Origin of the sequence: Falsiroseomonas sp. (assembly GCF_041690465.1) — a bacterium.
GTDB lineage: Bacteria > Pseudomonadota > Alphaproteobacteria > Acetobacterales > Acetobacteraceae > Falsiroseomonas.
Genome location: NZ_JAWLHG010000061.1, coordinates 1 through 22,863, shown reverse-complemented (window position 1 = coordinate 22,863; position 22,863 = coordinate 1). Strand labels below are relative to the sequence as shown.

Annotated in this window: 19 protein-coding genes and 1 pseudogene; 10 read left to right on the top strand and 10 right to left on the bottom strand. The window is 69.2% G+C overall.

What is annotated here, in order from left to right; all coding sequences use genetic code 11:
• The 3 genes and pseudogenes from ACESM1_RS28125 to ACESM1_RS28115 all read left to right on the top strand — a co-directional run.
• Nucleotides 1-200, top strand: a 200-nt coding sequence (locus ACESM1_RS28125) for an IS3 family transposase (protein ID WP_372624541.1), incomplete at its 5' end; no start/stop codon positions are given.
• A gap of 28 nt (nucleotides 201-228) precedes the next feature.
• A pseudogene (locus tag ACESM1_RS28120) lies at nucleotides 229-426 on the top strand (succinate dehydrogenase iron-sulfur subunit); the annotation flags it as partial.
• A gap of 37 nt (nucleotides 427-463) precedes the next feature.
• Entirely contained in the window at nucleotides 464-901 is a 438-nt protein-coding gene (locus tag ACESM1_RS28115) for a CBS domain-containing protein (protein WP_372624540.1), read from the top strand.
• A gap of 25 nt (nucleotides 902-926) precedes the next feature.
• Here the strand turns inward: ACESM1_RS28115 and ACESM1_RS28110 are convergent, their stop codons facing one another.
• The 4 genes from ACESM1_RS28110 to ACESM1_RS28095 form a co-directional block, all read right to left on the bottom strand.
• On the bottom strand, nucleotides 927-1,223 hold the full coding sequence (locus ACESM1_RS28110; protein WP_372624539.1) for a DUF1971 domain-containing protein: 297 nt from the start codon (nucleotides 1,221-1,223) through the stop codon (nucleotides 927-929).
• The gene (locus ACESM1_RS28105) at nucleotides 1,220-1,597 is read right to left on the bottom strand and encodes a hypothetical protein (protein ID WP_372624538.1); all 378 of its coding nucleotides are present in this window, start codon (nucleotides 1,595-1,597) and stop codon (nucleotides 1,220-1,222) included. Before ACESM1_RS28105 ends, ACESM1_RS28110 begins: the two co-directional genes overlap by 4 nt.
• 290 nt (nucleotides 1,598-1,887) lie before the next feature.
• A complete protein-coding gene (locus ACESM1_RS28100) occupies nucleotides 1,888-2,934 on the bottom strand; it encodes a ParB N-terminal domain-containing protein (protein WP_372624537.1) in 1,047 nt (348 codons plus the stop codon).
• Nucleotides 2,924-4,393 carry a site-specific DNA-methyltransferase gene (locus ACESM1_RS28095; RefSeq protein ID WP_372624536.1) on the bottom strand — a complete coding sequence of 490 codons (1,470 nt, stop codon included), beginning with the start codon at nucleotides 4,391-4,393 and terminating at the stop codon, nucleotides 2,924-2,926. The genes ACESM1_RS28100 and ACESM1_RS28095 overlap by 11 nt, the downstream gene beginning before the upstream one ends.
• A 220-nt stretch (nucleotides 4,394-4,613) precedes the next feature.
• Here ACESM1_RS28095 and ACESM1_RS28090 point away from each other — a divergent pair, with 220 nt between their 5' ends.
• The 3 genes from ACESM1_RS28090 (at nucleotide 4,614) to ACESM1_RS28080 (ending at nucleotide 8,453) form a co-directional block, all read left to right on the top strand.
• Complete coding sequence (locus tag ACESM1_RS28090) at nucleotides 4,614-5,864, top strand: hypothetical protein (RefSeq protein ID WP_372624535.1); 1,251 nt, start codon at nucleotides 4,614-4,616, stop codon at nucleotides 5,862-5,864.
• 475 nt (nucleotides 5,865-6,339) lie between these two features.
• Entirely contained in the window at nucleotides 6,340-6,831 is a 492-nt protein-coding gene (locus tag ACESM1_RS28085) for a hypothetical protein (protein WP_372624534.1), read from the top strand.
• Complete coding sequence (locus ACESM1_RS28080) at nucleotides 6,828-8,453, top strand: hypothetical protein (protein WP_372624533.1); 1,626 nt, start codon at nucleotides 6,828-6,830, stop codon at nucleotides 8,451-8,453. Before ACESM1_RS28085 ends, ACESM1_RS28080 begins: the two co-directional genes overlap by 4 nt.
• Here ACESM1_RS28080 and ACESM1_RS28075 read toward each other — a convergent pair.
• The 4 genes from ACESM1_RS28075 to ACESM1_RS28060 all read right to left on the bottom strand — a co-directional run bounded on the left by ACESM1_RS28075 (nucleotide 8,438) and on the right by ACESM1_RS28060 (nucleotide 13,472).
• Nucleotides 8,438-9,073: a hypothetical protein gene (locus ACESM1_RS28075; RefSeq protein WP_372624532.1), complete on the bottom strand. Its 636-nt coding sequence runs from the start codon at nucleotides 9,071-9,073 to the stop codon at nucleotides 8,438-8,440. The two genes, ACESM1_RS28080 and ACESM1_RS28075, sit on opposite strands and share 16 nt — an antisense overlap.
• A gap of 234 nt (nucleotides 9,074-9,307) precedes the next feature.
• Nucleotides 9,308-9,805 carry a hypothetical protein gene (locus ACESM1_RS28070; protein WP_372624531.1) on the bottom strand — a complete coding sequence of 166 codons (498 nt, stop codon included), beginning with the start codon at nucleotides 9,803-9,805 and terminating at the stop codon, nucleotides 9,308-9,310.
• A gap of 391 nt (nucleotides 9,806-10,196) precedes the next feature.
• Nucleotides 10,197-12,623 carry a VapE domain-containing protein gene (locus ACESM1_RS28065; protein WP_372624530.1) on the bottom strand — a complete coding sequence of 809 codons (2,427 nt, stop codon included), beginning with the start codon at nucleotides 12,621-12,623 and terminating at the stop codon, nucleotides 10,197-10,199.
• A gap of 159 nt (nucleotides 12,624-12,782) precedes the next feature.
• Nucleotides 12,783-13,472 (bottom strand): hypothetical protein, encoded by a 690-nt coding sequence (locus tag ACESM1_RS28060; protein WP_372624529.1) that lies wholly within the window; start codon nucleotides 13,470-13,472, stop codon nucleotides 12,783-12,785.
• 364 nt (nucleotides 13,473-13,836) lie between these two features.
• On the opposite strand from ACESM1_RS28060, the gene ACESM1_RS28055 reads away from it, so the two are divergent.
• The 4 genes from ACESM1_RS28055 to ACESM1_RS28040 all read left to right on the top strand — a co-directional run bounded on the left by ACESM1_RS28055 (nucleotide 13,837) and on the right by ACESM1_RS28040 (nucleotide 21,145).
• The gene (locus ACESM1_RS28055) at nucleotides 13,837-14,355 is read left to right on the top strand and encodes a DUF2924 domain-containing protein (protein WP_372624528.1); all 519 of its coding nucleotides are present in this window, start codon (nucleotides 13,837-13,839) and stop codon (nucleotides 14,353-14,355) included.
• A gap of 23 nt (nucleotides 14,356-14,378) precedes the next feature.
• Entirely contained in the window at nucleotides 14,379-15,701 is a 1,323-nt protein-coding gene (locus ACESM1_RS28050) for a recombinase family protein (RefSeq protein ID WP_372624527.1), read from the top strand.
• The gene (locus tag ACESM1_RS28045; protein WP_372624526.1) at nucleotides 15,698-16,096 is read left to right on the top strand and encodes a hypothetical protein; all 399 of its coding nucleotides are present in this window, start codon (nucleotides 15,698-15,700) and stop codon (nucleotides 16,094-16,096) included. Before ACESM1_RS28050 ends, ACESM1_RS28045 begins: the two co-directional genes overlap by 4 nt.
• Nucleotides 16,097-16,426: 330 nt before the next feature.
• Entirely contained in the window at nucleotides 16,427-21,145 is a 4,719-nt protein-coding gene (locus ACESM1_RS28040) for a hypothetical protein (protein WP_372624525.1), read from the top strand.
• Between the two features lie 75 nt (nucleotides 21,146-21,220).
• On the opposite strand, the gene ACESM1_RS28035 is transcribed toward ACESM1_RS28040, so the two are convergent.
• Both ACESM1_RS28035 and ACESM1_RS28030 read right to left on the bottom strand, forming a co-directional pair.
• On the bottom strand, nucleotides 21,221-21,814 hold the full coding sequence (locus ACESM1_RS28035) for a hypothetical protein (protein ID WP_372624524.1): 594 nt from the start codon (nucleotides 21,812-21,814) through the stop codon (nucleotides 21,221-21,223).
• On the bottom strand, nucleotides 21,747-22,863 hold a 1,117-nt coding region (locus ACESM1_RS28030; protein ID WP_372624523.1), incomplete at its 5' end, for a hypothetical protein. The genes ACESM1_RS28030 and ACESM1_RS28035, both read right to left, overlap by 68 nt.

Here is a 22,863-nt window from a genome sequence, read left to right as displayed (position 1 = left end):
CGCCAATGGAGAGCTTCTTCGCCACGCTGAAGGGCGAACTGGTGGAGAAAGCCGACTACCAGAGCCGCAGCCAGGCGAGGGTCGACGTGTTCCACTACATCGAGGGCTTCTACAATCGACGCCGCTTGCACTCCGCGCTCGGCTATCTCACACCCGAGCAGAAGGCAGCGGCGTTCCATCCAGCGGCATCCGCCGCGTAACCGTGTCCGCGAAAGCGGGGCAAGCCCAGTGCTGTTGTCGGCGTATCGCTGGATCGCCGACAGCCGGGACGAGCGCACGGGCGAACGCCTCGACTTCTTGGAGGACCCGTTCCGGCTGTACCGCTGCCACACCATCATGAACTGCACGCGAACCTGCCCGAAGGGGCTGAACCCTGCGGCGGCGATCGGCAAGATCAAGCAGATGATGGTGGGGCGCATGGGCTGAGTTCGGGGCGGCGAGTTTCTTCGGAGGAGCTGGCCTGATGTTCGTCGAGCGGATATTGCCCAAAGCGTGTGAGCGCCTCGCCACGATCGGCGCCGCCGGTCCCGTCAGGGAAGCGGCCGGCCTCATGTCCAAGCCTCACACCGACATCGTCGTCGTGTGCGGCGACGATGGAAGGATGGTCGGCGTTCTCACGAAGACCGACATCGTCGGGCAGATCGGACGATGCGGCGGGGGCGCCTGCATGGACAGGGTGGCCACGATCATGACGCGCAACGCCTTCTCCTGCGCGCCGAGCGATTTGCTGCAAGACGTCTGGTCGGTGATGAAGGAGCGCAGCCTGCAACGCGGTCCGATCGTCGACCGGCGCGGCAAGCCGATTGGAATCATCTACGCGCGAGACGCCCTCCAAAGCCTCCCGGGTGAGGTCGAGGACGAAGAGGCTTTGCTCCGCGCTTATGTGATGAACATCGGCTAGCAATGAGGCGGAGCGGCCGTGCCGATCATAGTTCGGGCGGCCGATCGTAGAACTCGACCTGCATCCGCATGGGTCCGAGCGGCTCAACGAGGTGCAGTTGGTCGGGGAGCACGAGGCCTGGACGTGCAGGCGTGAGGACCATCTCGGAGGCCGGGTCGAGCACTCGGTAACGCAGTCGGCCTTCGAGCACCCGGATGACGTCCCACACGCGGGGCTTGATGCGATGTTCCTGGCGCAGGCCGGCCGGCAGCGTGTTCTCATCGAACACCGAGGTGCGCTTGTAGGGCACCGCCGCCGGTGGGGACGCCAGCGGCACGCTCATGAGGGCGTGCCTGGCCGGAAACGACAGGCTCGTTCAACTAGATCGATCATGTGGGTCGCCGCGTGGACCGTCAGGGGATGGTGAGTGGAGTCCGGCCGTGGAGAGATATAGCCCGCCATTTCACGGGCAAGGTCGAGTTGCCGGTCGGACGCGTGTGCGAGCAACGTGATCACCAGGTTCTCCAACGCGATGACGCGGATGCGGAGCTGCACCAACTCGGTGTTCGTCAACTGGGGGATCTCGGACCGCGCTTCGCCTGCAACCAAGCCCCCTTGCAGCCGCCCGGATACCGCGCCGCCCTCGTTCTCCCACCTCGAAAGCGCCGTTTGGCGCTGTTGCGAAGGGTCCGGCTGATCCTGCTTTCTATCGGACATGAGGGGACTTCCTGAAACATCGGAGAGGAGGTGGTTGTTCTCTGTCGCCTGTCTACCGAAGCCGGCAAAGCGGCAAGCCGAGCGTTGAAAGTCATGCGGCTTACCGCAACTGGCCAGCGTTGACTAAGCCTTGCGCAACGGGCTGAGAGCCAGAGCAGTTTCCTGCCTGACTGAATCGCTTGTGATCCCGTTGGCGGCCGGGGGGTGATTCTGTGCTCGCTGGCGAGGAGGCCGGTGAGCATGTCGAAGGCGCTGTGTACCGCACCCGGTTTCCTGGACACGCGGTTGCACTATGCGGCGCGCCTGAAGGTCGTGTCGAGGCGTGCGGCGCGTGCGTCGAGCGGGCTGAGGTAGCCGTTCTTCTCGATCAGCCACTCGGCGTTGTAGCGGGCGGCGAAGTTGCGGATCGCGTCGCGGATCTCGTCGATGGTCTGGAAGACGCGGCCGTGGATGACCTGCTCCTTCATCGTCCGGAAGAACCTCTCGATGACACCATTCGTTTCGGGCTCGCCGACGAAGGCGTGGCTCGGCGAGATGCCCCAGAACCTGACCTGCTTCTGGAAGTGCTCGGCCATGAAGTTGCTGCCGTGGTCGTGACGGAGTGCGAGGCCGCGGGCGGCGCCGGCGGAGAGATGGCCGAACTGCTGGCGGACGGCCATGGCGAGCGCCTGGGTGGCCTCGAAGCGGGTGCCGCGCGTCGTCACGTGCCAGCCGAGGGACTCGGCGTTCCAGTGCTCCGCGACGCCGAAGATCCAGACCTTGCCGTGCTGGACGGTGGTGACCTGGGTGGCGTCGATCGCCCACATGACGTTCGGCGCGGTGGTGATGATCTGCCGCTCATGGCTGTCCTCGTCCTTGCGGCGGGGGCGGTGAGGCGAGAGCAGGGCGTTCTCGCGCATCAGGCGCAGGAGCCGCTTGGCGGAGACGCGGATGCCGTCGCGCACGCGCAGGCGCGCCCAGACCTTGCGGTGGCCCTCGCCGGTCCAGGGCGAGGTCTCCAGGTCCCGCTTGATGGCGGCGAGCAGGGCCTCGTCCCATCCCGAGTTCAGCGCGATCTGGTTGTCCGCCAGCCGCAGCGCGCGCGCCTGCGCGTCGGTCAGGTGCGCGAGCCGGATAGCCGGCACCACCGCCATGCCGAGGCGCTTCGCGGCCATGACCCGCCCGTGGCCCGCGACCAGCACGCCGGCAGCATCCACCAGCACCGGGTTCACAAAGCCGAACTCGGCGATCGAGGCGGCGATCTGCGCCACCTGCGCCTCGGAGTGGGTGCGGGCGTTCTCGGCGTAGGGGACCAGCGCCGCCACCGGGACCGTGGTGACCGCGAGATCACGCAGCATCGGGGAGCACCTCCGCGCGAGCGGCCGCTACCGCGTCGAAGTCACGGCCATCGTCGGCCAGCGACACCGGCAGGTCGGGATGCAACATCAGCCAGCGGGCGATCACCAGATCGACATAGGCCGGCGCGAGCTCGATCGCACGCACGCGCCGGCCCGTGCGCTGGCCCGCAAGGATCGTGGTCCCGCTCCCCGAGAAGGGCTCGAACACCGCGTCGCCCTCGTCCGTGTAGGCGCGCATCAGGAACTCGGGCAGCGCGATGGGGAACACCGCCGGGTGCTCGGTCTCGATGCCGCGGCCCTTGTGGCGGGTGATCCGCAGCACGCTGTCCGGGATTCGCATTTGCTGCACCGGCAGGCCGATGTGGGTGTAGGCCTTCACCTCGCCGTCCGCAGCGCGGAGCCCGCTGCCCTTGTTCGGCGTGCCGGCCCACTTGCAGGGCACGATCTTGTTCGGCGCGCGGGCCTCCCGGTTGAAGTGGAAGACCATCTCGAAAGCTGGAGCGAGGCGGCCGTTCCAGTCCCCCGGCAGGCCAGGGCCCTGGTCCCAGGCGTAGAGCCCGAAGCGGCGCCAGCCCTGGGCGCGCATCCAGTCGAGCCAGCGGGACCAGTAGGGCTGCCATTCGCCCTCGCGGTGGATCAGGCCGAGGTTGACGAGCACCTGCGCGTCGCGACGGAGCGCGCCGTCGAGATGCGCGAAGACGCCCCGCATCAGCGCATCCCAATCCGAGACGCCGCCGGTGGTGTAGTCGCGCTGGTTCCCGTACGGCGGGCTGGTGAAGAGCAGCGCCGCGCGGTCCGCGCCCATGACGCGGGCGACCGCCGCTGCGTCGGTGCTATCGCCGCAGAGCAGGCGATGCTCGCCGAGCAGCCAGAGGTCGCCCGGTCGGGTGACGGCCTGGCGCGGCGGGTCCGGCTCGGCGTCCGCGGGATCATCCTCTGCCGCTGCCTCCTCCGTCCCCGCCGCGCCGTCCCCGCTCCCCTGGACCGCGGGTGCTGACTGGGCCTCGGGCGCGTCGCCGTTGGACACGGCATCTCCAGCCGCCGCGAGGATGTCGTCGAGCTCCGCGGCAGAGAAGCCGAGCGTGGCGAGGTCGAGGTCGGGCGCTGCCTGCACTGCCGCCAGCGCGTCGCGCAGCAGCGCCTGGTCCCACGCCGCGTTCTCAGCGATGCGGTTGTCGGCGAGCCGGAGGGCGTCCTTCTGCGCCGGCGAGAGGTGCTGCAGCACGATGGTCGGCACTTTCTCGATACCGAGCGCCACGGCGGCCTCGAGCCGGCCGTGCCCGGCGATTAGCACGCCGGCCTCGTCCACCAGCAGAGGGTTCGTGAAGCCGAATGCCAGCATGCTGGCCTTGATCTGTTCGATCTGTGCGGCGCCATGCACGCGCGCGTTACCGGGATGCGCGCGCAGCTCCGTGACCGGGCGCAGCAGGATCTTCGCTGCCATCCAGGGGAGCGTCATCGGACCATCCAGGATCGGGGTGGGTGCCGGCCTACGGGCGGTGACCAGAACCGCGTCGAGGGCCAGGGTTCGCATACCGCGAGCGCGCAAGCGCATGCGTACTGACGAAAGCGACAGCCCGCGGTCGAGTAGTAGACGAGCGCAGTCCGGCTAGCGTGTATTACGAGATAGTCGATGAGGCGAGTTTAACGAGCAGCTTCCACCGCACGGAGCAGGCAGCATGTTGACCGAGACTATCGCCGACATCGTTGAGCGGACCATCGGGACGGAACTCAGCCCGCGCAACCTGCAGGTCTACGCGACGCTCGACAAAGACCAGTTGATTAAACTCAGACGTGCACTGGACGATTCATTAGGTCCTGAGTTCGAGATTCCTCAAGGTAGGCCGGGCGTCACCTACCACCTGCTCGACCCAAACTCGCCGATGAATGCGCAGCTCGGCGGCGCTGGAAGCGGGTTTGGCTTTCGGGTGAGCGCGAGCCTCGAGGAGTTGGTTGCGAGGCTTAATTTGGTTCTCATGTACTCGCCTCGCATCGTCATCCGCGACGGGCTTGAATATCATCTTGACGGCTATCCGAGCTACAGACCTCAGAAATCGGAAGAGGATGTTCGGCGCATTTTGTCGTTCTATTGTATTATCCGCCGCCTGATAGCGGACGGAACCGTCGTGGTGGTGCCGCGCAAGTTCTGGTTCGACGCGGAGTATGCACTGAGAAGAGGTCCTAGATATTGGCTGAAACCAGATCTGATAGATCCGTCATCGGACATTGAACGAATTATTAAGAAATGGTTTGAATTTGATTACGCTAGAAGCAAAGACACTGAAGCACTTGAGCTTGGTGCCCAAATAGATTTAGCGAACAATCTTTTATATCTACGCCGGCTCTTTTATATGGCGTCAGAATACAGATACGACCCCGTCATTGAGCGGCCTGTACAACAGGTCCTGTTCGAAATCATGCGCTCGCAATTGACTTTCAACCCGAATCTCCGCGCGACGAGCCCTTACCTCGCCGATGGGAAGGCCACACTTCCTCTCCTCGGCAGCGTTCGGCCTTCGGAGGTCCTCGCCGCGAGGGACACGCCATCCTTTGCCCTCTTCCGGCGCACGATCGAGCAGATTGACCTCGCAGCTGACGACATGGATGACCGCCCTATCGAGTTGCAGCAACTGATGCGGGACAAGCTGGCGGACGCAAAGGCCGCTATCGACCGCGATTTTCGGACCTCCTCATTCTTATCGAACGCATGGACCGAAGCTCGCGACATCGGTCTTTCGGTGGTGGGCGGGTCGTGGTTTGCCGCGCAGATGTCGCAAGCTTGGGCAGATGATCCGCTCAAGCTATTCGCCACTGGCGCTGCCGCTGCTGCCGTCAAGCTAGGTATGACTGCCGCGTCCGACCTGAGAAAGCGAGCCGCGGCCAGGCACACAGCGCGCCTCGTCCTCAAGCTGCAGGAAGCGGCTCGCTGAGCGCACCGCTGCATCGGTGCGAACTGCGAACCGAATTTTCGGGCTGACGCTAGCGATGTTGCGCGCTTCCGCCCCCCGCATACAGCAGGCCCAGGAAGGACCCTGCGGCTCGAGAGCCACTCATTCGTTTGTCTGGCTCAGTGGCGCGTTCGCCACGGCCGCGTCGGGCGCATCAACTCGACGTTCCGCAGACCTAGCACCAGCGATTCACGCGCCGCTACAGGGTGAATTGTAACAGCACGACGCGGAGGTAGACCGCGACCACTGCCGGCTGTGGCTACACCCAGGCGGCAGTCTCGGCGCTGTCGACAGCATGGTTGGCGCGAAAGGGAGCCCGCCCTCTTCGCGACAGCCTGCTGGCTGCTGAGCCGCGTAGCGGCCGCGCGGGTGCTGTCCTCTCGCCTCCGTGATCTTTCGCAGCGAACCTTCCAAGATAACCTCCCAGCAACAAACGTTGTAACGGAGGGCAGCGCAGGTGGACGACGCGACGGCTTTCGCCATCGAGCTCGTGGAGGCAGTTTCCCCGGCTGACGTGGACCAGGCGCCTGCCCTGTTGAAGGCGGCAGAGGACGATGCTGCCTGGGCGAAGACCATCTCGCCAAGATCGGGCGCTACGCCCGGCGGGGTGGTCGAAGGGGCGGGCATGAGCGAGGCCACGGCCCTGATGGACGCCATACGGAATGCGTCGAGCGTCCTGTCGAGCCTCGCCCTGATTGCCTCCAGCACCCTGGCGATCTCGGTCCACCGCCTCACCATCCGTGAGAAGAAGCTGCAGGCCGCAACTTCGGAGGATGAGGTCCAGAAGAAGGTAGAGGACGCGGCGCGGCTGATCGGGGAGCGTCTGGCGCAGCACGGCATCGACAGCGCTCGGGCGGACGAGATAGCGCGCGCCGCGCTCGGGCAAATCGCGAAGGATGCTCAGAAGGCACGCTCCTTCCTTGCTCGGCTGCGCGGCAAGGGCAGGTGAACGGCTCCGGTCGGGAAGCGGCTGACGGCAGAGGCGGCAACCCGCCCGTCGAGGTGCCTCCATGGCTGTTCCTTTGGATCCCACTCTTTCTGTGGTCGCTACCGGACCGCCTGGACACGCTGCGGGACCAGCTCGCTAACCTGCTCAAGGCCGGGAGCGGCCTTGATCCCGCGGTCCCTGCCGCGGCGGGCGCCTTCGTCTTCCGAAACCTCGTCGTCGGCTCCCTGGTGCTCGAGGGGCTGGTCTGGGCACTGCTTGCCGCAGGCATCGCGCTGGTGCTGCTGCCGCGGCTGCGAGCCTGGGAACTGGAGCGGCGCTACGGCCTCGCACCCTACGACCCCGCCTATCCCGGTGCGGCGCTGCACGAGATCGTCGCCCGTTTCCGGGAGATCGCCCCGGGGCTGGAGGTGCGCGTGAACCTAGCGGAGACCCGCGAGACGGCATTCGTCTACCCCCTCGGCTATCGCCGGAACGCCGTTGCAGTGTTCGGCGCCCTCACCAGAGCTTGGCGGGTCGACCGCGCCGCGGCCGAGGTGATCCTGCTGCACGAGCTTGCGCACCACCGCAACGGCGACGCTCTCGTCGTTGGCGCCGGGTCGCGGCTCGAGGTGCTACTGCGGCACTGGTGGATACTCCTCGGCGTCCTGGCAGTCCTTCCGGTGGCGTGGACGGTGGCCACGTTCGCGTATTCTGGGGGCGCCTGGGGAGCCGCCCTCACCAACGAGTATCTGCCGCGGGGCCTCGTGGGCGGCCCCTTGCGGCTGCTCCTCTGGACCCCGGCTGTGCTGCTGCCGCCGCTGGCCGCCCTGTGGGTCATCGAGTTCCAGGCCGACCGCTTCGCGGCAGCCAAGGCCTCCAGCCCCACCGCCTATATCGCTTGGCTAGGCACCCACAAGCCGAAGCCGGGGCTCCTCAACGCCCTTACACACAAGCTGTCGCACCCGCCCCTAGCGTTACGGCGGTGGCTGCTCGCACGCGCCGAAAGGCCGCTATCCCTGGTGGTGGTGCTCCTGATCTTCCCGGCGAGCTACCTCGCCGCGGCCGCGCTCTTAGTCGCTTGGTCGTTCCTGCTGCACCACGCGTCGGGACTGGACCCGGCGGCATACTGGCGGGCGCTCCCGGCGCGGCTCACCGTCCTGGCGGGCGGTATTGGCCGGACCTACCTAATGATCGCGGCCGCGCTGGCGGCCTGGACCCTCGTCCAGGCGCTGCGGGTCCAGCGCGACGGGCCTTCCCCTCGTCGGGCCGTCCCGCTGGCCTGCACGCTCGGCCTCGGCATTGTAGGCTACGCGGCCTTGCCACCGCCGCACCCGGCACCGCCCGCGGCCACGCTCGACAGGACGCGCTACGTTCCTGGCGAGACAGTTACGATCCGCCTCACCGGTACAGGCGGTCACCCGAGTGGCTGGGTGACCGTCGTCCCTGCCGAATCGCCTGCCGACAGCTGGGGGGTCTGGAGCTGGTTCCGCGATGCGGCACCTAGCGGCATCACTACGCGCGACGCCGGGCCGCCGGGAACGTACGATGTGCGGCTCTATACGGACGGCACCACGCGCCAGGAGGTCGTTGGTGCGCGCCTCCGCTTCGAGGTCATCCACGGCGCACGTCAGGAGGCCCGGTAGAGCTCGCGGGGAACACACATGCGCATGTGCATCCCTTCGCCGCGGGCGGCACTATGTCCTCGGCTCCGAGTGATCGCGCCGCGCTTCACGCCGCCCGCTGCCGCGGCACGAGCCCAAAGTGCATCGCCAGCGTGCCGAGCGCGCCAACGAGGATCCCCTGGCCCACCGGGCCGTGCACGACGCGTCCTGCCCAGCCCTGCCGAGAACTCCAGCCCGACGACGAACCACACGCAGGAGCCCGCCGGGCTGTCGTGCCCGCCGAGGGCGTCGATTGCGTTCGCTACGCGGCGTCGCGCATCGATCTGCCGGCTCGACATGGCGTCGGCAGTGGCACCCGCCAGCCGGATCAGCTGCGAGGTGGCGATGCCGTCCAGCGCCGCCGAGCGGAACAGGGTGCGGAAGATCTGCCCCGCCTCGTGCATCTGCGGCGTGATCGTGCCGTTGGCCAGCATCATGCCGAGCGTGCCGACGGCGCGGCGGTGCTCGACCGGGCTGCCGGTCTCCGGATCGGCCTCGCGGATCGGCGCCGAGAAGCCGCCGTGCTGCAGCCGCCACTTGGAGGGCTTCGAGAGATCCTCGCGCTGCTCCTTCGGGCGCTTCTGCTTTCGCTTACCGGCCATGCTCGCTTCCTCCATGCCGACGCCCCCACCGCCTGACCGCCTCGTTGACGACGGCTTGGCGTAGCAATGGATCCCAGATCTCGTCGACGGACAGCGTCGCGACGCCCTGCTGATGCCATGCGCGCCGGCGCATGACGTCGATCTCAGCGGGCGTCGTCGGGCTCTGCGCGCGATCAAGACAGCTGCGGGGCGGGCGAGGCCCGCCCGGCAGCGGCCAGTGGCCGCTCGCCGTGCTCATCGCAGCTCGCCACCAGCAGACGTGCGAGCCGCCTGACGCTGCGACCTGGTGGAGCGGTCCAGCCAAGGCGGCAGGCCGTTATTCGTGGACGGCGTGCTCGCCTCGGATGCCGCCGGACGCTCCTTGCGCTTGAGGTGATTGAACATGGCCAGCGACGCGTGTGCCTGCAGGAACGGCATGGCGTGCTTCGTGCGGAACGGCAGCCAGTCGGTCTTCAGGGGGATCCACACACGAGACACGATGTCGAGCTCGGTCCAGAATTCGGCGTAGTGCCCGCCATCGTCCGGCACGATCCAGTAGACGAAGGCGGCAGCGTATTCGCCCGGGTCCTGAATGCCTTCGGTGCGGCGGCAGCACTGCAGGACTGCGGAGAGCGCGCCGTGCAGGTCGCGATCCTCAAGCATGGCCAACTCGCGTGCGCGGTAGAACCAGTGCGGCTGCGGCACCTCGAGGAACTCCCCCTCGCGGTAGGTCATGATGGTGTCGACGTTCATGCTGCTGATCCTTGCTGACAACGATGCGGATGGATGGGTGTCAGACAGCATGGTGGCGCCCGCGCGCCGAGCGTGCCGGGTCCGGGTGGGTCCAGGTGCGGGTCCGGGTTGGGTCCGGGTCTGGCGCGCGCGAAACCCGCGGAAAACCGCCATGGGTCCGGGTGGTCCGGGTAGGTCCGGGTTTTTCCTCTACACTCCCTATACCCCCGTACGCGCGCATCACGCGTGACGCGTGCGTCGTGCGTGATGCGTGGACCGGCTGCTACGAAAGAGAGAGTGACAGACCTGGACCACCCGGACCCACCCGGACCCGTCCAGGTTTTCTGCGGGTTTCGCGAGGTGCTCATACCCGGACCCACCCGCGCCGACCCGGACCCAGCGCGCGGCGCCATCACGCCTGACCTCCGGAGCCGGGCGGGCGGCGGTAGCGGCGTTCGCGCTTACCGCGAGGGCCATGGCCCCCTTTGCGGGCGCGGCAGAGCTTGAAGCCCACGCTGACGAGGCTGCGAACGACACGGTTCTGGTCGGCCTGCGTCCAGCGTGCCTTCTCGATGCCGAGCGCCCGCTCCATTACCTCCGCGACGGAGACGTCGTGCAGCGGCGTCGGGCGCGGCCGGCGGTACGGCTTGCGCTCGCCGTAACCGTTCTCCAGCCAGTCGACCTCGTTCTCCAGATAAGCCTCGATCGGCTCGTCCCAGGCGTCGCCCTGATAGCGCTCCGCCTGTTCTTCGGCCGCGAGCGCGTCGAGCTCCCGCGATTCCAGCCACCAGGGCTCGCCGCGGCGGAAGCGGTCGCGCGCCTCGGCCCAGAGCTGGTCGCGGTCGCGCTGCAGCGCCTCGAGGTCGATCGTGCTGCACACCACTGGCCAGAAGCGACGCCCGCCCGTCGCATCCTTGAGATAACCACCCTCCGGATTAACGCTGCCGGCGAAGACGCACTGCCGCGGCAGGTCGACCAGGCGCTTGCCATAGGGCGGGCGAAAGCGGTCCTGAGTGCGCGACATGAACGCCTTGACCGTGCTCACCTCGGCGCGGCCCATGGTGTCGAGCTCGGCGATCTCGATGATCCAGACGCCGCGCGTTTCCATCGCCGCGTCCTTGCTGGAGAGGTCGGAGAGGCGGTCGGTGAACCAGGGCGCGGCCAGGGCCATCAGCGCCGAGGACTTCCGGATTCCCTGCGGCCCTTCGAGGATCAGCGCGCAGTCGGCCTTGCAGCCGGGCACGTAAATCCGTGCGACCGCCGAGATCAGCCAACGCGGGCCGACCGCACGGTGGTAGGCGTTGTCCTCGGCGCCGAGATAGCGGAGCAGCCATGCCTCCAGGCGAGGGGTGCCGTCCCAGGTCAGCGCATCGAGATGCTCGCGGACGGGATGGAAGATCCGGTCGCGCGCGACGACCTCGACGGCCTGCCCGGCGATGGACATCGGCACCATGATGTCCTGGTGCTGCAGCCAGTCGGCGACGAGGGCGTCGTCGCGGTCGGCCCAGGGCGTGTCAGACCAGCCCGCCGGATCGCGGACCCAGGGCGGCGGCTTGCGCGCGACGGTGGTGGTGGCGAAGGCATCGTGCCACAGCACGTCCTGCCATTCCGGCGCGCCCCGCAGCGCGGTGATGGCGTTCGCCAGGACGGGGCGAGCCTCACCCTCGTCGTTGAGCAGCAGCTCCTTGCGCCACTCATTGAAGAAAGCGGCGGCGGGGCGCGTGGCCGCGATCAGCATCCGCACCGCGTCCTCGCCGTCCGATTGCAGCACGTCATTGAAGTCCTGCCCGGGCGGCGGCTCGGCGACGGTCACCTCGTGTCCGCGGGCGCGGAGCAGGGTGACGGCCTGGCGCAGTTGCTGGTCGGCCTTGCTGTTCGGCTCGTCGCCGTCGCGCGCGACGATGACGGGTGCGCCGTCTGGAAGGGGCGCGCGGGCGATGTTGCTGATGCCGAGGCAGGCCCAGCTCTCCTGGCCGGTGGCCTGCCAGACGGAGAGCGCGGTCTCGACGCCCTCGCAGAGCACCACCGGCGCGGTGCCGGGAAAACGCACGGCGGCGACATCGGCCCAGCCGTCATGCGCCTTGTTGGTGCGCTTCTGGACCTTGAGCGGCGCCTTACGGCCGTCCTCGGTGAGGTAGATCAGCTGCAGGCCGTGAACCTGCTCCTCGGCATCCGTCGCCAGCGCGACGAGCGCGCCATAGTGGTTGTAGGCGTTCGGCAGGAATCGGATGGATGGCGGGAGCGGCGAGGCCGTGATGCCGCGACGGCGCAGGTAGGTCTCGACACGCGTGCCAGCCGCGTCCTCGCAGCCGGTGACGATCTCGGCGACTTTCGCGGCACGCTTGGTGTCCTCCGCCGCCTTCTTCGTGGCGGGCGACACGAGATGGTCCTGCCACGGTGGTGGTCCGGGCGCGTCATCAGCTGAGGCAGATGGCTCTGGCGATACCGCTGGGTCCGGCGACGCCGCGTCTGCTGCCAGAACGGCGTCGCCAGGGTCGGCGGTCGGTGCCGCTGGTGGCGGTGGCGGATCAGCCTTCTGCCGGCGCGGCGCCGCCAGCATCCCGAGCCATTGGCGGGACCAATCAAGCGCCGCGCCGTTGCTGAGCCCGCGTCGATGACGGAGCAGCTCGATGCCGGCGCCGCCGATGCCGTGCTCGTGGTCGAACCAGCGGCCGGCGTCGTCGCCATCGAGCTCGACTGCGATGCTGCCATGCGTGCCGAAGCGCAGCTGCTTCGGCGTCGACAGATCGCGGTTCGGCTCGCCCAGAAGCTCGCGCGCGAGGTCGCCGATGCGCGCGTTGAGTGCCACCACCACATCCTTCGCGCTGGCGCCGCTCATCGGGCACCTCGAGCGGCTGGTGGGGCTGGGTCGAGAATCGGCATCGGGCCTCCGCGGTGAAGGCCCGCAAGAAGGCACACGACATGCGCGCGTTCAGCGTCGGAGCCGGTCCGGCTCCGCAGCGCGCAGAGGGTTCAACCCTTCAGCCGAGGTGGGACGCTACCCCCAGCCGCGTTTTGCTCCGCCACGCTGCGACGAGGGCAGGCGGATCAGCGTTGCCATCGCGTCGGCAAGGTTCTGTGACACCGGCTCGCCGTCCACCGTCTGCTCGCGGAACCAATCAGACAGCAGCTCCTTTTTGCCTTGATCACGCATGCTGATCCGGTTCTCGGCGATGGCCTGATCCAGGAGGTCCATATACGGCGTGCGGTATGGCGCGCCTGTCGTGGGATCTGCATCGGGCGCTGGTTTCGGCACCTCGATGACCGGCCAGATCGCCAGCACCATGAAGCGCGGCACGCGGATGTCGATGAACTGGCCGTCGACCATGGTCAGCACGCCGCTATGCACATTGGCGCGGCCGGCGCGCCAGTGTTCGGGGGTAATGGTGCTGTGATGGCCGGAGTGCAGATCCCAGCCATCCAGGCCATCGGTCCACGGGCGGGACTGCGTCGTGGAAAGCCGCCCCTGGGCGTGCAGATCTCCGTCCCGTAGCGCGACCTGGACCTCGCGGGCGGCATCGCTGGCTGCCGTGCGCCGGGGGTTCTCGGCCTGTCGCCACGGCGGGGCAGTGGGATCGCAAAGCTGCGCGAGCTTGCCACGGGCGACCGCCCGTTCGATCTGGGTGCCAATATGATCAATGGCTTGGGTCAAGCGCCATTGGGTTCGGTCCAACCTTTCGATCAGCATGCGAGCCCTCCGTCTACTGCTGGCGAAGGGAACATATACCGAACATCGGAAGGGTTGAAGGGTTCACCCCCTGGCTTGGCGGTCGGCCCAGACCGGCTCGCAGGTAGCGACGGGGCGCCGGCATGGGCTCGACTTCGGGCATGCCACTCGCCGCCCCGCCATGCCGCCCGCCACCGAACCTCCACCTGCCACCCCACCTGCGAGACGTCTGCGCCATCCTGGCTGCCGGCGTGCTGCGGCTGCGCAGCCGCGCTGTCGAGGATCTCGCGTGGGATGCCGAACATGCCCGGGGGTCCGGAGACGTTCGCCTACACTCCACCGCCCGGCAGCGCCTGCATGCGAACCCTAGGAGAGAGGGAGTCGCATGACCCAACGATTGCCCAGCAAGGCCAAGCGGCAGGACACGCCGCCGCCGGCGCCCACCGTCCCGAAGATCCCGCCCGTGCAGGTTCTGCCGCCCCTTGCGGCCCTGCAGACCGCGACGGCCGCGGAGCTAAAGGAGCAGTGGCGGGTGCTGTTCGGCAAGGAGCCGCCGCCGTTCAACCGACCCTACCTGGTCAGTCGACTGGCCTATCGCATCCAGGAGCTGGCGTATGGCGGACTGAAGCCGGAGACGCGGGCACGGCTCGAGGCACTCGGTGAGCAGCTCGACGGCGGGAACGTGGTGCTGCGCCGGATTCGGGCCGACAGCCGGCCGCTACCCGGCACGCGGCTGTTGCGCGAGTACGAAGGCGTGCAGCACGTGGTCACGGTGCGCGCCGACGACTTCGAGTACGAGGGCCGGCCGTATCGGTCGCTCTCGGCCATCGCCCGGCACATCACCGGCACGCGCTGGAACGGTTGGGTGTTCTTCGGGCTGCGCCAGCCGGGAGCCTCGGCATGAGGACGCGCGCCGCCGGCGCAGTGATGCCGGCGACCACGAAGAAGCTCCGCTGCGCGGTCTACACGCGGAAGTCCACCGACGAGGGCTTGGACAAGGAATTCAACACGCTCGACGCGCAGCGCGAGGCCTGCGAGGCCTACGTGGCCAGCCAGCGCGCCGAGGGCTGGGTGCTGGTCCGCGACCGGTATGACGACGGTGGCTTCTCCGGTGGCACACTGGAGCGGCCCGCGCTGAAGCGGCTGCTGGCCGACATCGAGGCCGGCCTGATCGACGTCATCGTGGTCTACAAGATTGACCGCCTGTCTCGCTCGCTGATGGACTTCGCCAAGCTGGTCGAGACGTTCGAGGCGCACCGGGTCACGTTCGTTTCCGTCACGCAGAGCTTCAACACCACCACCAGCATGGGGCGGCTGACGCTCAACATCCTACTCAGCTTCGCGCAGTTCGAGCGCGAGGTGATCGGGGAGCGCATCCGCGACAAGGTGACGGCGTCGAAAGCGCGCGGCATGTGGATGGGCGGGAAGGTGCCGCTCGGATACGACGTGCGGGACCGCAAGCTGGTGGTGAACGAGGCCGAGGCCGCGCGCGTGCAGCGCGTGTTCGAGCTCTTCGTTGAAACCGGGTCGGGCGTGGAGACGGTGCGGCGCCTGCAGGCCGAGGGCGTCACGGCGAAGTCCGGCCGTCCGCTGGACAAGGGCGACGTCTACAAGTTCCTGAAGCTGCGGACCTACGTCGGCGAGGTCGAGCACAAGGGGCGGGTCTTCCCCGGCGAGCACCAGGCGATCGTGCCACGGGACCTGTGGGACCGCGCGCACGCAATCCTGCAGGTCAGCCCGCGCAGCCGAGGCGGGCAGAACCGGCAGCACGCGCCGGCGCTGCTGCAGGGGCTGATCTACGGCGTCGATGGCCGGGCGCTGTCGCCGACGCACTGCGTCAGGCGCGGACGGCTCTACCGCTACTACGTGGCGCAGCGCGTGCTGAAGGGCGACGCCGACGGAGACGACGGCATCGTACGGCGGGTGTCGGCGGCGGAGATCGAGACGGCGGTGGTGGGCCAAGTCCGCGCGCTGCTACGCGAGCCGGAGGTGGTCGCGGGCACCTGGATGGCAGCGCGGGCTTCAGCGCCTGAGATCAGCGAACGGGAGGTATTCGATGCGCTGCACCGCCTTGAGCCGCTGTGGGACGAACTGTTTCCTGCCGAACAGGCGCGGATCGTCAGGACGCTGGTTGAGCGGGTGGTGGTCGGGCCCGCCGGTGCCGACATCAGGCTGCGCATCGAAGGGCTGGCTGGCCTGGTGCGCGACCTAGCGCAGGAGACGACCGACGCGCTGAGGGCAGCGGCGTGAGCAGCAGCACCACCCACGTCACGGTCCGCGTGCCGCTGGCGATCCGAAGGCGGCCCGGTCGCAAGACGGTGGTCATCCCGGTGCAGGACCCCGGCGGCACGAAGGTGCCGACGCGTGCCGACCCGGCGCTGCTGAAGGCGCTTGCGCGAGCCTTCCGCTACCAGCGCCTGCTGGACGAAGGCCGTTACGCCACTATCAGCGAGATGGCCGATGCCGAGCGAATCGAGCGCGGCTACCTCGGCACGCTGCTGCGGCTGACGCTGCTGGCGCCCGATATCGTGCAGAGCATCCTGGACGGGCGACAGCCTGACGGGGTGACGCTGCCGCGGCTGCTGGAGCCGTTCCCGGCAGTTTGGGCCGTACAGCGCAACGCGCTAAAGTTCAGTCGCACCTAGGTCCGTTGCTGCCAGGGCTGACCGCAAAGGGCGGGATGCAGACCGACGGCTGCTGCGCCGTCGCACTGGCACTCGAGCAACGAGCCGAAAGGCAGACGCGCCACCTGCCGCGTCGGCCAAGCGCCAAGCCCGGCACAGGGAGCCTGCAAGCGGACCGGTCATCCGCCTCGGCCGAAGCGCCGGAGGCGTGTGCCTCTTGGGATGGCAAGCCTTGCCACCGCATTCGGAGCGTGGCACCCGGGCGCTCATGCCTCAAGATTCTGCAGGTGCCGCTGGACCATCCGCAGCAAGGCCCGGCAGCCCATCTGCTGCCCGCCATCATGGCGTTGGATGGATGCCGCCCACCTTTGGGGCGCTCCGCTGAGCGGCCGGGCGACACAAGGCGGCGTGCGCTTCCAGGACCGAGTGGCGGCCGTGGCCGCCGTCCGGATGCTGGCGGGCGAATCTTTGCCCGCCTCCTGGGCGCCGAGCGGCTCAGGAGCCGTCGCAACCGTCTCTCTCGAGACGTTAGACACCGTGGACGACGTAGTCGTGCGCTTGGCCGGGGAGCGGCGCTGCCTAGTCAATGCGAAGGCGAACCTGGCGCTTGGCGCAGACCCTGGGTCTCCCTTTGGCAAGGCGCTGGGTCAATTCCTCGCACGGACCGCCGAGCTGGGCTTCGACCCAGGGCGCGATCGCCTCGTGCTGGCCACCACACCTGGCGCCTCGATTTCCGTCCGTACGCATTTCAAGGCGATCTGCGCGCGCGCCCGCGACGGAGCGCTTAGGACGTGGGACGAACTGGCCACGACGGACGCCGAGAAGAGCGCCCTGGACATCGTGCGGCGGCGGGTCCGGGCGGCGCGCGGCTGCGGCCCCGCGGACGACTGGGCCCCGACATATGCGCTCTTGTCGGCGCTGTCCGTTGCCGTACTCGGCGTGGACGACGGCGAGGCAGAGGCCGAGGGTGCAATCCAGGCCCTCCGCCAGTGCGTTCCTCAGGACCGCGCGGCGCTGGCCTGGCGCACGATCTGCGACGAGATGGTGCGGCTCGCGGCCGACCGAAGCGGCGTCGACCGGGAAGGACTGCGCCGTGTCCTCCGCGCGCACGATGTGCCCCTGCTCGACGCACCGGACCTCCTGCCTGACATCGCCCAGCTGCGGCAATGCTCCGAGCGAGCCCGCCGGGCACTTGCCGGCAACGCGGTCCTGCCACCCGCGGCGTCCGGCGGGCGTCCAGTCGAGATCCCTCGAAGGGTTTCGGATGAGATCGCTGCAGCGGCAGAGGGCGGCAACCTGCTCGTGGTGGGCGAACCCGGCGCGGGCAAGACGGGAGCGCTGCTCCAGGCGGCGCGCCGCATCGAGGCGGGCGGTCGTCCCGTGCTAGTGCTGCAGGCCGACAGCCCAGACGTGGCGAGGCTGCGGGACGGGCCGGATGCCTCCGGCGCGCGGCACCCCCTCGGTGAGGTCCTGCAAGGCATCGGCGGGGCGCCCGGCGTCCTGTTCCTCGACGCGCTCGACGCCGCGCGGGGCGACGGCGCCGCTCGGGCAGCGGCGGACCTGATGCGCATCGTACGGGACGAGGCGCGGGGCTGGACCGTCGTGGCGAGTGTCCGCCGCTTCGACCTGCGCCACGACCGGACGTGGCAACGCGGCTTCCGCGGCGACCCGCCGTCACCATCCTTTGCCGACCCGGAGTTCTCGATGGTGCGCCACGTCGCCGTGCCGCGCCTCGACGAGGGCGAGATCGCCGCCGCCTGCGCCACGGGTCCCTTGCGCGAGGCTCTCGCGGCGGCCTGCCCGGCCACGCGTGAGCTCCTCCGCTCGCCCTTCCACCTGCGCTTGGTGGCCGAATTGCTGGCCGCTGGCGTTGCTCCCGGCGAGGCTGTCCGTGCGACCAGCCGGTCGGGCCTTCTAGCGGAGCACTGGGCCGAGCGCGTAACGGGCCGGGGCCCCGACTCTATCGCGCGGGAGGCCGTCCTCGGCGCCTGTGCCCGTCTGATGGTGGAGCGCCGCTCCTTGCGCTGCCCGAAGCTGGCGCTCGCTGCAGACCATCCCGGCGCGCTGGCCGCGCTGCTGTCCGACGGGGTTCTGACGGAAGATCCGGTGTCTGGGGACGTCAGCTTCCCGCACCACATCCTCTTCGACCACGCGATGGCGCGCCTCGTCCTCTCTCTCGGCACGGACCCGGAGGCCTTCCGTGCCGCGTTGGCAGGTCCGGCGCTCCTCACGCTCGCGCCCGCAGCCGGCATTGCGGTCGCTTCCGCGTGGGAGGCCGGGGCGGGCGATGGACGCAATGCCTATTGGCAGGCCGCGCTCGGCCTCGCCTCGTCGGGGGACGCCGCGCTGGCCTGCGCCGTCGTCTCGCGCGAGGCGGCCGCCCGAGCCGCCAGAGGGGCGGATCTTGAGCGGCTTGGCGATGCGCTGCGCCGCTGGCCCGGCGGACCGCGCCGGGAGGCAGCAATGCGGCTCGCCCGCCACCTCGTACAGTCGCTGAGCGCGGGTACGACGCCTGCGGCCCCGGACGACCCAGCCGACGACGCCTGGGCATGGCTCGCGCTGCGCCTGTTGGAAGAATGCGATCCCGGGGAACTCCAGTTGCCCCGCGTGCTGATGCACGTCCTCGCCGAGCGCTTGGCGATCCCGACGGCGGCCCAGGCGGCCTGGGCCGAGGCCGCCCGGCGCTGTTTGGCGAAGACGATGCTACTGGAGAATCCCGGCAAAGCCGAAATCTGGACATTCGCGGAAGCGGTCATCCGCACCGCTCCGGCAGATCGCGGAGGCGCGGAGGAGGCGCTCCTTCCGCTCCTAAACGCCGAACGCCTTCAGCGCCGGGGCGAGATCGACCTTGGCGGTTTCGCGCACCAAGCGGGCCGATTGGCGCGGGAGCTGCCCGGCCTCTATGCCCGCGCGGTCACCGCCGCCATGCTCGCACCGAAGCCCGGCAAGGACGAGCCGACCGACATGTCGGGAAGCCACATCCTCCCGCTGACGTCCAACCGGCGGCAGGACTTCGAATCTTCCATTTGGCAGCTTCTCCAACGCTTCGATTCCTTCGCCGCTGGGAACCCCGCCGACGCCTCGCGGGTGGCGGTCGAGGTCACCGACGCAACGGCCAAAGGCGACCGGCCGCCCCGCTGGACCTTGTCGTTGCACGCCTTCGGGAAGGACAGGACCATCCATGCCCTGCCGCACTACCACAGTGAGGTGGAGGACCTCCTGACGGCGTGGCGACGGGGCCTCGCCACCCGCCTGGGCCGCGGGCTCGACGAAGACACCCTCGCCGCCCTCGGCGCGGCAGCCGCGGGAACGTCCAGCGTGCTCTGGGTCGCCCTGCTGGAGCTCTGCGCCGACCACCCGGAAGGCCTGCACGAGCACCTCACCGAGGCTCTGGTGCCCGAGGTGCTCGGGGACTTCCGCCTCGGGACGGCTGCCGACAAGCTCCTCGGCGCGCTCCACAAGAGCGGCACGGCGGAGCAGCGCCAACGGCTAGAGCGCCAACTGCTTGCGGGCGAAGCTGGGCGCTGGGCGCTGCGACGACTCCCCACCGAGAAACTCACGACGGAGGAGGCGCGAACCGTCGTCCTAGCGGCCCTCCCGTCGCCCAAGTGGCCCGCGCGGCCAGAGCCCGATGAGCCCGTGGTCGCCCCAGGGCCCGAGCCTGCCTCGCCTCTGCGCCGGGCGCTTGAGGCCGCGAGGTCAGCCATCGACGAACACTCTGGCGGCACGGGCAACAGCGCCACCGATGCGGCGGTTCGGAAGGCCATGGCCGACCTACGCACCGCCCTCGGCGAAGCACCCTCGCACGATGCCGCCACGCCGGAGGGCTGGGCGGTGATCGCCAGGACTTGCCGCCGCGCCCTGGAGGCGTGCTGGCAGGACGGCACGCCCGTGGCCGAACCGCCATCGGATTACCGGGACATGGTCCTCGAAGTGGCCGCCGTCGCCCCTTTCGACGCCAACGAGGCCTGGGACGACGCCAAGGCGGAGGCCGGATACAGCCTCCTCCTGCTCATCCGTCACGGCCGCGCGCGGGACGCCGAACTCGAAGCGGCCGTCCTCCGGCTGTCAGACAATCCATCGCACGAGGCGCGGCGGCGTATGGTGTCGGTCGCCAACCTCGCCTGTCGGGCCGATCCCGAGCTTGCTTGGCGGCTCGTGGAGCAATGTGTGGCGCGCGAGGAGGACGTCGCGACGCTCGCAGCGGCGTCCGCCGCGCTGTCGCGCTTCCACGGGCAGGATCCCGCACGAGCGGCTGCGTTCTACGCGGCCGCGCTCCGGCCCGAGGTGGCGGGGGAGGAAGGCGAAGAGCCGAACAATCCAGCCATTGCCGCGACGGCGCTCTACGTCGCCACCGGGCACCCGGACGCACGGCGGGTGCTGACGGAAGCCCTTAGCCAGGACGGCTCTCGAACCCGTACGGCAGCGGCCTGCCTCGGGTGGCTGCGCGGGCCGATCTCAGTGCGGAGGTCAGAGCGGCTGCCTGAAGCCGGGACGGAGCGGGCGCGGGCCCTCTTCGCGTTGATCACCACGAGCACGTGCGACGTCATCGAGGAATGGCTCCGCGGCGACGCGATCGGCTCTGCCGCCTCCGACCCGGTTCGGCAGGCAGTCCGCGTCGCCGATATCGCGGCACGGGAGCTACTGTTCGCGAGTAGGGCGCGCGACGACGGCATGGGCTCCGAGGAGGATGTTTACGACGCAACGGCCCGGCGCGGATTTCTGACCTGGGCGGGGCCGCTGCTTCACCGCCTTGGCGCCGTGCCGCATCCCGCGGTCACCCACCACGTCATCCAGACGCTGGCCTCGTTTCACGACCTCGACCCCGGCGCGGCGGTTGCAGAGGTCCTGTCGGTCGCGCTGGGTGGCGGCGCGCAGGGGGGCTACCAGCTGGAAAGCTTGGCGGTCGATCTTGTCGTGGACGTTGTCCGGCGGGCGCTGGCCAGCGGCGTCGTGCAGGGCGATCCGGGGCTTCAGGACCAGGTCAGGAGAACCCTCGAGCTGTTCGCCGCCGCCGGGTGGCCGAAGGCCTATGACCTGGCGGTGCAGCTACCCTACCTTCTCCGGTGAGCGAGGCTACCGCTGAGGGCGCAGAGGAATCATCTGTGCGGTAGCGGCACTCCCAGGGAACCGCGACCCGGCTGGCTACGTCCACGGGTGCATGCCGCGTTCGCGGCGGGTGCCACCAAAGGTCTCCTCTCTTTGCGTGCGCAGCGCGGACAGACGCGCGTCGCGTTCCGGCCCGCCGAGGGCCCACTGGTCCCGGCGGGTGTCGCCCATAGCGAGACGCCCGGAGTTCACATCGTCAACGAGCATATCGAGCGCCCGTAGGTCGAAGACTCTTTGGAACTGAAGGAAGGCCGCCGCCGCGGCGGCGTCGTTCGGGTCGGCGGCGAAGGCGCGGCCGAGTGCGAGCGCCCGGCGGTGGCGCGCGAACTCCGCCCTTGCGCGGCAGTGGACGCCCGCGAGCCAGCCGGACGCCGGGGGTTGGGCTAGCTCGCACGCCCAGAGCTGCTCGAGCGGCGCGTGAGCCCGGCCATAGCCTGCGAGGGTCAGCCCGCGGGCGACAATCGCCGGTGAGGCCCCGCGCAAGTCCTCAAGCACGGCCGAGACGATCCAGTCGTCGCCGGGGTCGGCCGTGGCGCAGAAGGCGATCTCGGCAAGCCGCGCGTCATCCCGTGCGCGGTCGAGGGCCTCGCGGCGCAGATCCCGGACGACACCTTCTGGGGGCACCGTCAACGGCATCGTCTCCAGTTTCTCGGAGCGGACGGAACTCCCCCCCCCACGCAATCGCCTCGCGCCAAAGCGGCGCCGCGCGGGCAGGATCAGCCCGCATGAGGCCGCTCAGCAGAGCGAGGAAGGGGGGAAACGCGATGAGGGAGTGGCGCATGCCGGAGCCCATCAGCCTGCGGAGCCACCGCTCGGCGTCATCGGGACGCTCGCTTGCCAGCCGTTGGAGCTCGGGCCCGTTGTCCGCCCACTCGGACGCCGTGCTCAGGCCGCCGGGAGGCGGGGAGCGCAGCCGCTCCACCTGGCCCTCCACCCACGCCGAGAAGAGGTCGGCCCGGTCCGCGTCATCGCGGTAGGCATAGGAGGCGACCTGCGGGTCGGCGCGCTCCAGTGCGTCCGGCCGCCCCGCCCGGCTCGCCGCCAGCAGCAGGAGGGAGCCGTACGCGGCCTCGTGGCGGTCGAGGCCCGCCCGCCAGGTCCAGCCGCCATCAGCAAAGGCAACCGCGAGATCGGGGACGTCCGCGTTGTGGAGGGCACGCATAGCCAGGGTTCTGACCCTGCCGTCATCGTGCCGTGCCAGGTCGAGGAGGACGGTGCCCTCCTTGGGGGGCGCCGTTGCCTGGACCTGGCACGCAACGTCGAGAAGCCGCGCGGCCCCCTCGGCGTCGCCGGACCCGAGCATCTCACGGAGGCGCTGTTCAAGGCTTTCGGCCGGAATGCGATCGAGGACCGCGGTGAAGGGCCAACGGAGCGCGACGCCTTCGGACCCCGCCAGCATAGCGAACTGCGCGTCGCCGTGCGCGTCAATTAGCCGGAGAACGAGGAGCCTCTCGGCCAGCTGCTCCGCCGCCTCCAGCGGCAGGGTAGCCGCGGCATCGAGCAGGCGGCGGCGCGCGTCAGGCCCGAACAGCACAGGCAGGGCGCACGCAAGTCCGACGACCTGTCCGAAGCCCTTCGGCTCTAGACCCGAGTAGCCCAGGCTGGAATCGGCTTGTGATTGGATGCGGCGCGGCAGGGTGTGATTCGTAGGCGTCCAGCTTTGGCTGGAGGCGGAGATG

Bases quoted from the DNA above. Each gene is read 5' to 3' on its own strand.
- ACESM1_RS28115 (WP_372624540.1), top strand. From the start codon at position 464: ATGTTCGTCGAGCGGATATTGCCCAAAGCGTGTGAGCGCCTCGCCACG.
- ACESM1_RS28110 (WP_372624539.1), bottom strand. From the start codon at position 1,223: ATGAGCGTGCCGCTGGCGTCCCCACCGGCGGCGGTGCCCTACAAGCGC.
- ACESM1_RS28105 (WP_372624538.1), bottom strand. From the start codon at position 1,597: ATGTCCGATAGAAAGCAGGATCAGCCGGACCCTTCGCAACAGCGCCAA.
- ACESM1_RS28100 (WP_372624537.1), bottom strand. From the start codon at position 2,934: ATGCTGCGTGATCTCGCGGTCACCACGGTCCCGGTGGCGGCGCTGGTC.
- ACESM1_RS28095 (WP_372624536.1), bottom strand. From the start codon at position 4,393: ATGACGCTCCCCTGGATGGCAGCGAAGATCCTGCTGCGCCCGGTCACG.
- ACESM1_RS28090 (WP_372624535.1), top strand. From the start codon at position 4,614: ATGTTGACCGAGACTATCGCCGACATCGTTGAGCGGACCATCGGGACG.
- ACESM1_RS28075 (WP_372624532.1), bottom strand. From the start codon at position 9,073: ATGGCCGGTAAGCGAAAGCAGAAGCGCCCGAAGGAGCAGCGCGAGGAT.
- ACESM1_RS28070 (WP_372624531.1), bottom strand. From the start codon at position 9,805: ATGAACGTCGACACCATCATGACCTACCGCGAGGGGGAGTTCCTCGAG.
- ACESM1_RS28065 (WP_372624530.1), bottom strand. From the start codon at position 12,623: ATGAGCGGCGCCAGCGCGAAGGATGTGGTGGTGGCACTCAACGCGCGC.
- ACESM1_RS28060 (WP_372624529.1), bottom strand. From the start codon at position 13,472: ATGCTGATCGAAAGGTTGGACCGAACCCAATGGCGCTTGACCCAAGCC.
- ACESM1_RS28055 (WP_372624528.1), top strand. From the start codon at position 13,837: ATGACCCAACGATTGCCCAGCAAGGCCAAGCGGCAGGACACGCCGCCG.
- ACESM1_RS28050 (WP_372624527.1), top strand. From the start codon at position 14,379: ATGCCGGCGACCACGAAGAAGCTCCGCTGCGCGGTCTACACGCGGAAG.
- ACESM1_RS28040 (WP_372624525.1), top strand. From the start codon at position 16,427: ATGGATGCCGCCCACCTTTGGGGCGCTCCGCTGAGCGGCCGGGCGACA.